7 protein-coding genes and 1 pseudogene are annotated in these 11,264 nt (G+C 68.7%); 3 read left to right on the top strand and 5 right to left on the bottom strand.

Going from position 1 to position 11,264, the window contains the following annotated elements:
• The 3 genes from ACWD4J_RS42245 to ACWD4J_RS42235 all read left to right on the top strand — a co-directional run.
• The coding region (locus ACWD4J_RS42245; RefSeq protein WP_451400866.1) for an alpha/beta hydrolase fold domain-containing protein at nucleotides 1-309 on the top strand (309 nt) is incomplete at its 5' end.
• A gap of 431 nt (nucleotides 310-740) precedes the next feature.
• Nucleotides 741-1,838 carry an LLM class flavin-dependent oxidoreductase gene (locus ACWD4J_RS42240; protein WP_451400865.1) on the top strand — a complete coding sequence of 366 codons (1,098 nt, stop codon included), beginning with the start codon at nucleotides 741-743 and terminating at the stop codon, nucleotides 1,836-1,838.
• Entirely contained in the window at nucleotides 1,835-2,443 is a 609-nt protein-coding gene (locus ACWD4J_RS42235) for an FMN reductase (RefSeq protein WP_451400864.1), read from the top strand. The genes ACWD4J_RS42240 and ACWD4J_RS42235 overlap by 4 nt, the downstream gene beginning before the upstream one ends.
• A gap of 567 nt (nucleotides 2,444-3,010) precedes the next feature.
• Here the strand turns inward: ACWD4J_RS42235 and ACWD4J_RS42230 are convergent.
• The 5 genes and pseudogenes from ACWD4J_RS42230 to ACWD4J_RS42210 all read right to left on the bottom strand — a co-directional run.
• Entirely contained in the window at nucleotides 3,011-6,631 is a 3,621-nt protein-coding gene (locus ACWD4J_RS42230) for a S8 family serine peptidase (RefSeq protein WP_451400863.1), read from the bottom strand.
• A gap of 845 nt (nucleotides 6,632-7,476) precedes the next feature.
• Nucleotides 7,477-8,904: a sugar porter family MFS transporter gene (locus ACWD4J_RS42225; RefSeq protein ID WP_451400862.1), complete on the bottom strand. Its 1,428-nt coding sequence runs from the start codon at nucleotides 8,902-8,904 to the stop codon at nucleotides 7,477-7,479.
• 98 nt (nucleotides 8,905-9,002) lie between these two features.
• Nucleotides 9,003-9,623: a histidine phosphatase family protein gene (locus ACWD4J_RS42220; protein ID WP_451400861.1), complete on the bottom strand. Its 621-nt coding sequence runs from the start codon at nucleotides 9,621-9,623 to the stop codon at nucleotides 9,003-9,005.
• Between the two features lie 502 nt (nucleotides 9,624-10,125).
• Nucleotides 10,126-11,013: a phosphogluconate dehydrogenase (NAD(+)-dependent, decarboxylating) gene (gnd, locus tag ACWD4J_RS42215; RefSeq protein WP_451400860.1), complete on the bottom strand. Its 888-nt coding sequence runs from the start codon at nucleotides 11,011-11,013 to the stop codon at nucleotides 10,126-10,128.
• A 1-nt stretch (nucleotide 11,014) separates the two neighbouring features.
• Nucleotides 11,015-11,228, bottom strand: a pseudogene (locus ACWD4J_RS42210) (RpiB/LacA/LacB family sugar-phosphate isomerase); the annotation flags it as partial.
• Nucleotides 11,229-11,264: the final 36 nt, after the last annotated feature.

Raw genomic sequence — 11,264 nt, 5'->3', positions numbered from 1 at the left:
TGGGACCAGTACACCACCGACGAGGCGGAGCGCGCCGAGATCACCGCATCGCCGCTGCGGGCCACCACCGAGCAGCTCACCGGGCTGCCGCCGGCCCTCGTCATCACCGGCGAGGCCGACGTACTGCGCGACGAGGGCGAGGCCTACGCCAACAAGCTGCGTGAGGCGGGTGTCCCGGTGACCGCCGTCCGCTACCAGGGCATCATCCACGACTTCGTCATGCTCAACGCCCTCCGCGGAACCCACGCCGCCGAAGCCGCCATCACGCTTGCCACCGGCACCCTGCGCACCGCGCTCCACGCCGGCTGACACAACGCCACACGCTCACTCCCGACTACCACCCGACACACACTTTCGACACACTTCCGACAACCAAGGAGAACAGCCCAAACACGGCAACAAATCCCACTCCCACATCCGTTCTCGTGCACGGTGCGTCCACGGACGCATCCAGCTGGACCGGGGTCATCACGGAACTGCAGAACGACGGCATCCCCGTCCGACGCACCGTCGGACATGCCGGCCTTCATGACGTCGAACGCCTGCGTCACGCCGGGCTGTGTGCCTTCCTCCTTGAGCCAGCGGAGTTCCACGCGAGCAGGGCGAAGCCTCCGCCCAATGGCCAGGGCACGGGAGAAGGACGCTGTGGAGCCCCTTCCCGTGCACGCACAGTCATCCCGGCCATGCGGTGCACTCCTACCGTCCGAGGACCACTCGATCACCTGATGAATGGAGGAACCTTGCAGTTCGGGATCTTCAGCGTTGGCGACGTCACACCGGATCCGACCAGGGGCCGTACACCGACCGAGCGCGAGCGCATCAAGGCCATGGTCGCCATCGCGCTGAAGGCGGAGGAGGTCGGCCTGGACGTCTTCGCGACCGGTGAGCACCACAACCCGCCGTTCGTCCCATCGTCGCCGACCACCATGCTCGGCTACATCGCCGCGCGGACCGAGAGGCTGATCCTCTCCACCGCCACCACCCTCATCACCACCAACGACCCGGTGAAAATCGCCGAGGACTTCGCGATGCTCCAGCACCTGGCCGACGGGCGCGTCGACCTCATCATGGGGCGCGGCAACACCGGTCCCGTCTACCCCTGGTTCGGCCAGGACATCCGGGAGGGCATCAACCTCGCCATCGAGAACTACGGCCTGCTGCACCGGCTATGGCGCGAGGACGTCGTCAACTGGGAGGGCACGTTCCGTACGCCGCTTCAGGGATTCACGTCCACGCCCCGCCCACTGGACGGGGTCCCGCCGTTCGTCTGGCACGGCTCCATCCGCTCCCCGGAGATCGCCGAACAAGCCGCGTACTACGGCGACGGCTTCTTCCACAACAACATCTTCTGGCCGCCCGACCACACCAAGCGGATGGTCGAGCTGTACCGGGAGCGGTACGCGCACTACGGCCACGGCACGCCCGAGCAGGCCATCGTCGGCCTCGGCGGTCAGGTGTTCATGCGGAAGAACTCCCAGGACGCGGTGCGCGAGTTCCGGCCGTACTTCGACAACGCGCCCGTGTACGGGCACGGGCCCTCGCTGGAGGACTTCACCGAGCAGACGCCGCTGACCGTCGGCTCCCCGCAGCAGGTCATCGAGCGGACGCTGTCCTTCCGCGAGTACGCCGGCGACTACCAGCGCCAGCTGTTCCTGATGGACCACGCCGGGCTGCCGCTCAAGACCGTCCTCGAGCAACTCGACATGCTCGGCGAGGAGGTCGTGCCAGTACTGCGCAAGGAGTTCGCCGCAGAGCGGCCGGCTGGCGTGCCGGACGCGCCGACCCACCACTCCCTGCTCGCCGCCGCCACGGAATCCGAAGAGGTGTCCGCCGCATGAAGCTCGTCGCAGTATCGGCGGGGCTGAGCGTCCCGTCCTCCACACGGCTGCTCGCCGACCGGCTCACTGACGCGGTCCGCGAAAAGCTCGCGGATCAGGACCACAAGGTGGAAGTCGACGTCATAGAGTTGCGTGCCCTGGCCGTACCCATAGCCAACAACCTCGTGACCGGTTTCCCGCCACCACAGCTGGCCACAACGATCGACACGGTCACGGGCGCCGACGGCCTGATCGCCGTGACGCCGGTGTTCTCCGCGTCGTACAGCGGACTGTTCAAGTCCTTCTTCGACCTGATCGATCCGGACGCCCTCACCGGCAAGCCGGTCCTGATCGCAGCAACAGGGGGCACGGCCCGCCACTCACTGGTCCTGGAACACGCCCTGCGCCCGCTCTTCGCCTACCTGCGCGCCGTCGCCGTCCCGACCGCGGTCTATGCCGCGTCCGAGGACTGGGGATCCGGCAGCGACGCGCACACGGAGGGCCTGCCCGCACGCATACGGCGGGCAGGCGGGGAGATGGCCACGCTCATGGCCGCCAGGGCAACCGACCCTATGCCCGAAGACGACATCACCGCCAAGCAGCTCTCCGATCTGCGCTTCGACTGAGCCCGGGTCAAAGGATGCTTCAGCCATGGTCAGGGACGTCCATGGCGTCAGGAGGATGCAGACCACAGTCAGCGCTCAGCACATGGGTGCGCACGCGCGGGCTCCGCGACGAGCTGTTTCTGAAGCTGTTCGGTACCTCCGCACTCGGTTCGGATGCTCTGAACTCCTTCGTCACGGCCCGGCGCCAGGCGCACCCGAACGCGCCGGCCTGACGCGGCTGCGGCGCTCCCGCGTGAACGCCCCCTGGTCTCCCTGCTCACGGACGCAGCCATCGCCCATACCAGGCAGACCTGGAACTGGTCCAGGGTGCCGCCGAGCGCTCGCCCCCTCACCGAGCGGGGCGGCTGCCCGCCGGGCCGAGCGGATGGGCACGACGGCATGAGCAGGCAGGCCCATGAGAACAGGCTGCGTGGGGGGCCTGAGGGGACATCGGCCCCGTCTCGCGCAGACGACGGGGCCTGCACCGGGCTGTGACGAAGTGACCCGTCGCCGGTATCGGGCGGCGCCGCGGGCCCGGGGCCAGGCGGCCCCGGGCCCGCGGCCAGGTGCTTCGGTGGACGGCGGGGATCAGGCGATCGCTACCGCGCGGGTGATGGTCTGGGTCACGGTGTTGCCCCGGCTGTCGCTCGCCCGGACACGCAGAGTGAGGAAACGGGCAGTGGTGGGCGCGTGGAGCTTGACGAGCGCACCCTCGGCGGAGCTGCTCAGCACCGCGCGCTTCCAGGTCGCGCCGTCGTCGTAGGAGAGCTCCACGCTGTTCGTACGGAGAGCGGTCCCCGGACCACCGGGGAGGTGTGACGGGGTGACGACAAGCTTGGCGTCACGCCGGGCGCTTCCGTCGGCGGCGGTGGAAATCCGGTAGTCGAGCTGGACGAGTGGCAGTTGCCGCACCTCGTTGCTACTTCCCGCGGAGGCCGAGCTGAAGGTCCATTCGGTGCGGGTCCTGGTGGAGTAGGGGTAGGTGCCGGTCCGAGCAGTACTGGTCACCAGCCGGTAGGCGGACTTGGCGGGCGGGAGGTCCGCCTCGATCCAGCCGCCGCCGGTCGTGGCGAGGAGATCGCCGCCTCGGTACAGCTCGGTCGTCTGGGAGTTGGGGCCGTAGCCGAAGGTACCGACGTGGTTCTCGCCTGAATCACCCCAGCCGGGTACGTACGCGACGAGCTTGTCACCCGTCCTGTGGGGCAGCTCGATGCTCCCGTTGACCCGGGGCCGCTGGATCGGGCCGAACCACATGACCTCGGTGGTCCGTCCTGCCGGGTACATGAGCCGGTCCGAGTTCTGCCATGTCTCGGGCACCTTGCTGACTTCGTAGACCTCCTCCATCCACTGGAAGGACGTGTCCGAGGTGACGTAGTCGGTGCGATGGGTACCGGTGTTGGAGACAGCGGTCACGCCGTACCGATACGGCAGGTAGGAGTGGACGTCGTAGCGGTACTCCTGGACCTCGTGCGTCGGGTCGTTGCGGAAGTCGACCTCGACCCGCGCGAGTTGTCCGGCCTTCGGCGCGTAGGTCTGGTCGGCCGGGATCCGGTCGCGCCAGCTGTGGACCAGGTCGTAGAGGTACGTCGTGACGGGATGGGAGACGGCCTTCATTGCGACGCTGCCGACTTCGCTGCCCTGGATACGCGTGATCAGCTTCTCGCCCTCCGTCCTGGACAGTCCGGCGACCGTCAGGGAGGTACGGCCGATTGGCTCGCGCAGTCGGCCATACCTGTCGTTGACCAGCAGGAGCAGCTTCACACCCGCGTCCTTGGCCGCGGCTATCTGCTCGTCGTCGCCGTTGTAGCGGACGACGACGGCCTTGCCCGCGGCGTCCAGCGAGGCGTAGTCGGCCTTCGTGCCTGAACCGGCGAAGAGGACCGGCAGGGTGCTGCTGCCTTCGGGCAGCTTGGCAGAGCCGGGCTGCAGCCACAGGTCGTCGAAGGACTGGCCGCCGGAAGCCAGGCTGAGCAGCGGCTGCTGCTTGCGCCAGCGCGCGGTGTAAGTCATCGAGCCCTTCGAGACCTTGGCGGTCTGCTGGGCCCAGATGCTGTCGTAGACCGCGCCGACGTTGAGCGCGCTGCCCGCGGTCTCGTCGCCGCCGAAGGAACGGTAGTAGTCGACCCGTCCCTGGAGGTCGGTGGTGCTGGGTCTGGGCGTCGGGGCGGCAGTCTCGTGGAGGGCGGATCCGCCGAGAACGACATCGATGTCTTCGGTGACCTCGATCTGGGGCTGGGTGAGCAGCGCCAGGCCGAGCGAGGACTTGCCGTGGACACCCTCCACCGCCGCGAAGGACCAGGCCGCGTATGTGCCCGGCAGGACGATCGTGTCCAGCTCGCCGCCGGAGCTGTAGGCGAGGGAGTAGGCGTTCGCCCCGGCGCCCTTGCGCAGGAGCTCCACCAGGCCGTCCACCGGATGGCCCGCCCGGTCCTGGAGTTTGATACGCAGGTGGTAGGGCTTCTGCTGCGTGCTGACACCGATGAGCGTACGGGTCGCCACCGTCCCGGAGACCGAAGCGGTGATCCGGCCGGTGTAGCGGTGGGCGGCCGGGGCCTTGTCCAGGTGAGTGGTCATGGTCGCGGAAGCGCTGCTGTGGGCCGGGACCGTCAACTGCGTGGTGGAGAGGGTGAACAGACCGGCCGGGGCGCCAGGAGCGTCGACGGCCACGTCGACGGTGACCGGTTCGTCACCGGTGTTGGTCCACTGCACCGGCTTCTCGACGGTTTCGCCGGGCTTTCCGCCCAGAGAGTGCATTCCCGCGTCGGCCGTGCCGGTGGCGAAGAGCGTGGAGCCGGTGGCGGCCGCGGCGTCCACTCTGCCGTTGCCTCCGTCGTCCGCGCTGATCGAGTCGGTCGGCGCTGCGGTGCTCACCAGAGCGTCCTTGAGCTGGGCGCCGTTCCAGTCCGGATGCTCGGCGGCCAGCAGCGTGGCGGCCCCGGCGACGTGCGGGGTCGCCATGGAGGTGCCGCTCAGCGTCATGTAGTAGCCCTCGCCGCCCCAGTAGTAATGGGAGCGGGCTGCCAGGACACCCACCCCGGGCGCGGTGATCTCGGGCTTGAGGCCGTCGTCGCCGAGGCGCGGGCCCCGGCTGGAGAAGCCGGCGATCGCGTCGTGGGAGTCGACGGCGCCGACGGTCAGTGCGGCGCTGGCGGTCCCGGGGGCCCTGACAGTGTGGTCTTCGGGGCCCGAGTTGCCCGCGGCGATGGTAAACAGCGTGCCGGTCTCGGCACTCAGCTGGTTCACCGACTGGCTGAGCAGGTCGGTGCCGTCACTGGGGTCTTCCGACCCCAAGCTCATGCTGACCACTCGTGCCTTGACGTCGCGGGCAGCCCATTCCATCCCGGCCAGGATCCAGGAGTCCTGACCGCTGCCACCGTTGCTCAGCACCTTGCCCACGTGCAGGGATGCACCAGGGGCGACGCCTTTCTCTTTGCCGTCAGAGGCGGCGCCGCTGCCGGCGATCGTGGAAGCGACATGCGTGCCGTGCCCGTGCTGGTCGTCGACGCTCTCGCCCGGGACGAAGCTCTCCGACGACGCGACCACTCCGGCCAGGTCGGGGTGGCTGAGGTCGTACCCGGTGTCCAGGACCGCGACGTCGACACCCTTGCCGGTGTTTCCGTCGGCCCACACCTTCGGGGCACCGATCTGCGCCGTGGTTTCGGCGAGTTGGCTGCTGACTTTTCCGTCCAGCCACACCTTGGCCACGCCGCCGGTGAACGAGCTGACAGCGTCGGAGGAACTCGCCGTGGCGAAGGGTGAGCGCGCCTCCGACCCGTTCGGGCCTGTACCGGTGAGGGAATCCCAGAAGGCTGCCGCCTGCTTGTGGCCCTCGGCGAGCGCGGCCCCGTTGACGCTGGTGAGCGGGCGGATGTCCGTCGCTTCGTCGGGCAGCGACCGAGCCTGCTTCAAGGCGCCTTTCGCGGTGCTGCCCAGGCCCTTCTCGTAGGTGACGATGAGCGGCACGTGCCCTGTGTGCGCGTCGTCGTATCCATCGGTGATCAGCTCGGTGATGTTGAAGAGCCGTCTGTCCAGCACACCGGCGGCCAGATATCTGACGGCCGAGGCGGGATAGACGTAAGTGTCGCCGCCGACCTTGGTGATTCTGGCTTCGGCGGTATCTCCGTCCGGGGCCTGGACAGTGATGGTGGCCGGGTTCTTCCCGGCCGGAGTGACGGTGACCTTGTCGCCGGTCACCAGGGTGACGGACACCGGCGCCGGGAAACCGGAGATTGTTGAGTCGGCGGTGTTGCTGCCAGCAGGGGCGGATGGAGTCCCAGCAGCAGCGGACACCGACTGGGTTGCCGCGAGGACCAGCAGAGCTGTTCCAAGAGCTGGCAGGAGCGGTCTGCCGGACATGTTGATGGTCAAGAGTCTCCTCGACTCACAAAAGAAGCAGGAAGTGTTCGCCCATGCATCAGTGAACGAAGGACGACGGGGATCCGGCCGGCCACAAGCTACGTGCAGGCGGGCAATGCCACCGCGGGACCGCCCATGCCCCACTGTCCGTCACTGCTGCAACTCCTTGCATCGGCTGCGCGGTGACAGCCGGATAGACGAGCGTCGGAGGATGGAAAAGCCTCCGACGAGGAGAGCGATGGGTCGCCCGGGCGTTATGTTGATCGTTCCAGTCGGATGATCGACTGTCACCATTTCGGAGACGGTTGTCCGAAAGTCGGTGAGCCGGTCACTGCCCCGCTTGCGCTGCGTGCAGTGGATCACATGGGCCTTTACCTGGCGGCAACACGGGTCTTGTCAGGCTTTTGGCCACTTCCCGACCATGGCTGGCCCTTTCACCCCGCCACCGCCTCGAACCTCCGCCGCATCGCCGCCGCGAGCCTCGTCGGCACCGCCATCGAGGCCGGCACCGCGAAGCGCGGCGGCCAACTTGGCCGGGGAGGACGTCGGGAACGGCCTGGGTGGTGTCGCCGCCCGCTGGGGCTGGACATCAGGAAGGGGTCTCCGACTTCGGTCGGAGACCCCTTCCAGTTCCTTCAGGGTCGATCTTCCGTGGATTCCCTGGCCGGGGAACAGCGTTGCAGGGGCGCCCCGTCAGCTCAGCCCATGTCCACCAGCTGCCTGCCCTTGGTCTCCTTCACGAAGACGGAGACGAAGCCCAAAGACAGCAGCGCGAAGGCGGCGTAGATAACGTACGTCGCCGAAAGGTCCCAGTCCGACATGCGCGGGAAGGTCTCGGTGACCGCCCAATTCGCGATCCAGTTGAAGGCCGTCGCCGCCGACATCGCGGCCGCACGGATCTTCAGGGGAAACATCTCGCCGACCATGACCCACAGGACGACCCCCCAGGACGCGGCGAAGAAGAACACGAAGGCGTGCGCGGCGACCAGCGCCACAGTGCCCTGGGTGTCCGGAATCGACAGGCTGTCGCCGCTACCCGTCTTGTACGAGAACGCCCAGGCGGCCAACCCCAGTGAGACCGCCATGCCCGCTGAGCCGATCAGGGCCAGTGGCTTGCGGCCGATGCGGTCGATGAACAGCACCGCCACGACCGTACCGATGATGTTGATGATCGAGGTGGAGAGACTGATCAGGAGCGAGCCGGACTGGTCGATGCCGACGGACTGCCACAGCATCGACGAGTAGTAGAAGATCACGTTGATGCCGACCAGCTGCTGGAAGACGGCCAGGCCGATGCCGGCCCACACGATGGGCAGGAGACCGAAGCGGCCGCCGAAGAGGTCGCGCAGCTGGGGCTTGTGACCTGTCCTGAGGGAGTGTTCGATCTCGCTGATCCGGGCCTCGGTGTCGGCCTTCTCGCCCTCGACGTCGTGCAGTGCCGCGCGCGCCTGATCCGGGCGACCGGAGGCGATCAGATAGTGCGGGGACTCCGGAATGCGCGAGGTGAGCAGGAAGTACACCGCAGCCGGGACGACTGCGGCCATGAGCATCCACTGCCACGCCTCCAGCGGGCCGAGCGGGCTCTCGCTCCGGCCTTCCGCACCTTGGGCGATCGCCCAGTTGACGAGCTGTGAGGCGGTGATGCCTAGCACGATCGCCGCCTGCTGGAAGGACGCCAGCCGCCCTCGGTACGCGGCGGGGGCGACCTCGGCGATGTACGTGGGACCGATCAGCGAGGCCAGGCCGATCGCGACGCCGCCCACGACGCGCCAGGCGCCGAGGTCCCATACGGAGAAGGGCAGGGCGGATCCCAGCGCGCTGATCGCGAAGAGGCCGGCGGCAAGGTGCATCACACGCAGCCGCCCTATGCGGTCGGCGAGACGCCCTGCGAGGCCGGCGCCGACGGCGGAGCCGAGCAGCGCGGAGGCGACGATGGTGCCGGTCTCGCCGGAGGAGACGTCGAAATGGTGCTGGATGCCGGTGACAGCGCCGTTGATGACGGCACTGTCATAGCCGAAGAGAAAGCCGCCGATGGCTGCCGCGGCGGCGATGAAGGTGACGCGGCGGAGATTGCCTGGCGCACTTGGCTGGACCGGCAGGGTGCGGGGGATGGCGTGCATGGACATGGCTTGGCGTTCCGTTCAGGAGACGGGATGGGGGTGCCGGGTGCGGGCCGGTGCCGCTGATCAGGCGGCAGTGAGGGGTGATCAGGCGCTGATGTGGGTCAGGCGGCGGTGCGGATCTCGGTCGGCAGTGCGGCGTTCCAACGCGTGACCACGGGGCGGCCGTGCTCCGTGCCGAGCCGGCTGACGGTTCCGGTGCCGAGCAGGAACAGGGCTCCTGCTGCGGGTGGCAGACCGAGACGGCGTGCGGTCAGCACCCGGAGGAAGTGGGCGTGGGCGACCAGGACGACATCGCCCGCAGTGGGGTCGCGCAGGACGGGAGCGATCCGCGCCAGAACGCGGTCGGCCCGGGCGCCGATGTCCTCCGGGCTCTCCCCGAGGTGTCCGTCGGGCCCGGGGGCTACGCCGTCGGTCCACAGGTTCCAGTCGGGACGGGTGCGGTGGATCTCGGCCGTCGTGACGCCCTCGTAACCGCCGTAGTCCCACTCGTGCAGATCCGCGTCGACCGTGGCGCCCTCCAGACCGGCCAGTTCGGCGGTGCGTACGGCCCGCTGGAGCGGGCTGGTCAGAGCGAGGGTGATCGGACGGTGCGCGAGCAGGGGCGCGACGGCTCTCGCCTCCTCCTCGCCTTGGGCGGTGAGGGGGAGGTCCGTGTAGCTGGTGTGCTGACGTGACAGGGTCCACTCGGTTTCGCCGTGCCGGACCAGGACGAGCTCACCCATGAAGGGTCATCTTCTTTCGTAAGCGAGGGGTGTAGTGGGTGGTCAGTGGTGGCGGGCCAGGCTGGCCGCGCCGATGGGGCCCACGTCCTGGCCGACGGTGACCATCACCATGTCGTCGTGGTCAGCTCCGGCGCCCATGCACGAGCTTCCCCAGCCCGGCGGGGGCGTTGGCGTCCGCCTGCACGACGATGGGAAGGCCGGTCGCCGGCTGGACCAGGTCGCGGGCCGGCTTGTCGTGCCGGCCGAGGTTGGGGCGAAACGGACGCTCGAGCGCTCTCCGTCGACGTATCCGGCGGGGCACGGACCCCCACGGGCCGGACACCGTCCCAGCCTTCGCATACCTGTTGGACCGCGGTGGCGATGGCGTCGGCGATCCGGCCCGGACCATGGGCAGTGGGGATACGGACGCAGGAGATGATCTCGCCCTTGGGATCCAGGACCCCGGCGACGATCTCGGTGCCGCCGAGGGCCACCCCGACCGTCAGACGGTGGGTCTGTGCGGTCAGTTGCCGCCGTTCACGGCCTCGACCGCGTGGCCGCCGAACTGGTTGCGCAGGGCCGCGATCATCTTCATCTGCGGGGAGTCGTCCTGGCGCGAGGCGAAGCGAGCGAAGAGGGAGGCGGTGATGGCGGGCAGCGGCACGGCGTGGTCGATTGCGGCCTCGACGGTCCAGCGGCCCTCGCCGGAGTCGGCGGCGTAGCCCTTCAGTCGCTCCAGGTGCTCGTCGTCGGTGAGGGCGTTCACCGCCAGGTCGAGCAGCCAGGAGCGGACGACGCTGCCTTCCTGCCAGGAACGGAAGACCTCGCGGACGTCGGTGACGGAGTCGGCCGCCTCCAGCAACTCCCAGCCCTCGGCGTAGGCCTGCATCATGGCGTACTCGATGCCGTTGTGAACCATCTTCGCGAAGTGGCCCGCGCCGACCCTGCCGGCGTGCACGAACCCGAAGTCCCCCTCCGGCTTGAGCGCGTCGAAGACCGGCTGGACGCGCGCCACCTGTTCCTTCTCGCCGCCGACCATCAGGGCGTAACCGTTCTGCAGACCCCAGACGCCGCCGGAGACCCCGGCATCGACGAAGCCGATGCCGAGCGCGCCGAGTTCGGCGGCATGCTTCTCGTCGTCCGTCCAGCGAGAGTTGCCGCCGTCGACCACGATGTCACCGGGCAAGAGCAGGGTGGCGAGTTCGTCGATGACGGCCTGGGTGGGGCCGCCGGCCGGGACCATGACCCATACGATCCGTGGGCCGTCCAGCTTCGCGACGAGCTCGGCGAGGCTGTCCACGTCGGAGACGGCCGGGTTGCGGTCGTAGCCGATGACGCTGTGTCCGGCCCGGCGGATGCGCTCGCGCATGTTGCCGCCCATCTTGCCCAGGCCGATGAGTCCGAGGTTCATCTCAATGCATCCTTTGCTGTTCGTAGTCTGTGAGCATCCCGATGCGGGCGGATGTGGCGCGGATCCTCGCTGAACGGGGTCTTCAGGAAGACCTCCACCCGCGGTCTCCTCGTTCAGGCCAAGGCGGCTCTGATCCCGTCGACCTCGTTCGCGGCGATCGCTTCGCCGCTGCCGGAACCGCCGATGACGATGCCGAGGCTGCCGGGGGCGGCGACGACACGGAGGCCGGTCTCCAGGACGTGCGGCGGAAG

The organism is Streptomyces sp. NPDC002577, from assembly GCF_053594815.1.
This window is presented reverse-complemented; position numbering and strand designations above follow the sequence as displayed.

Bases quoted from the DNA above. Each gene is read 5' to 3' on its own strand.
- gnd (WP_451400860.1), bottom strand. From the start codon at position 11,013: ATGAACCTCGGACTCATCGGCCTGGGCAAGATGGGCGGCAACATGCGC.
- ACWD4J_RS42225 (WP_451400862.1), bottom strand. From the start codon at position 8,904: ATGTCCATGCACGCCATCCCCCGCACCCTGCCGGTCCAGCCAAGTGCG.
- ACWD4J_RS42220 (WP_451400861.1), bottom strand. From the start codon at position 9,623: ATGGGTGAGCTCGTCCTGGTCCGGCACGGCGAAACCGAGTGGACCCTG.
- ACWD4J_RS42235 (WP_451400864.1), top strand. From the start codon at position 1,835: ATGAAGCTCGTCGCAGTATCGGCGGGGCTGAGCGTCCCGTCCTCCACA.